Below are 1,060 nucleotides of genomic sequence, written 5' to 3'. Positions count from 1 at the left end.
ATGATTTAATGATGCAGCAATAAAGGCGCCATAACGGTAAGAATGCCCCTAAAGGAGGTGATGCACAAAAAAGCGACCGTTAAGCAATGTCCTATTCATTTTTTATGCTGCTCAACGTTTTTCAAACAGGAGGTTTTATCAAAGTGAAAAAAAGTACAGTCTGCTTCATGTTTGCATTGCTGTTTATTTTTTCCGGCTCACAGACCATCTACGCGCATACTGTATCTCCGGTCAATTCTAAAGCCCAGCCCACAACAAAAGCCGTCATGAACTGGCTCGCCCATCTGCCAAACAGGTCGGAAAACCGAGTGATGTCAGGCGCATTCGGAGGATACAGCCTTGATACATTTTCAATGACAGAAGCCGACAGAATCAAAAATGCAACGGGACAGCGGCCTGCGATTTACGGCTGTGATTATGCAAGAGGATGGCTTGAACCGGCAAATATAGCCGATACCATTGACTATAGCTGCAACAGTGATTTAATTTCATACTGGAAGAACGGCGGGATACCTCAAATCAGTTTACATCTGGCAAACCCCGCATACACAACAGGCCATTTTAAAACACCGATTTCAAACAGCCAATATCAAAATATATTAAATTCATCGACAGCAGAAGGTAAACGGCTCGAAGCCATGCTGAGCAAAGTCGCTGACGGACTGGAACAGCTGGAGAACGAAGGTGTTCCAGTTCTTTTCAGACCTCTTCACGAAATGAATGGGGAATGGTTCTGGTGGGGGCTCACAGAATATAATCAAAAAGACAGCCAGAGAATCAGTTTATACAAACAGCTTCACAAAAAAATCTATCACTATATGACACATACAAGAGGATTGGACAATTTGTTATGGGTGTACGCACCGGATGCCAACCGAGACTTTAAAACCGATTTTTATCCGGGCTCTTCATATGTTGATATTGTCGGATTGGACGCCTACTTTAATGACCCGTATTCCATTCAGGGGTACGACCAATTAACATCATTAAATAAACCGTTTGCTTTCACCGAAGTCGGACCGCAAACGACAAACGGAAGTTTAGACTACTCTTCATTTAT

Annotated in this window: 1 protein-coding gene; it reads left to right on the top strand. The window is 43.0% G+C overall.

The window, feature by feature from the left end:
• Positions 1-167: 167 nt before the first annotated feature.
• Positions 168-1,060 (top strand): mannan endo-1,4-beta-mannosidase (gene gmuG, locus BTA30_RS22425; RefSeq protein WP_434061761.1); only part of this gene is annotated, 893 nt, incomplete at its 3' end.

Origin of the sequence: Bacillus swezeyi (assembly GCF_001969815.1) — a bacterium.
GTDB lineage: Bacteria > Bacillota > Bacilli > Bacillales > Bacillaceae > Bacillus > Bacillus swezeyi.
This window is presented reverse-complemented; position numbering and strand designations above follow the sequence as displayed.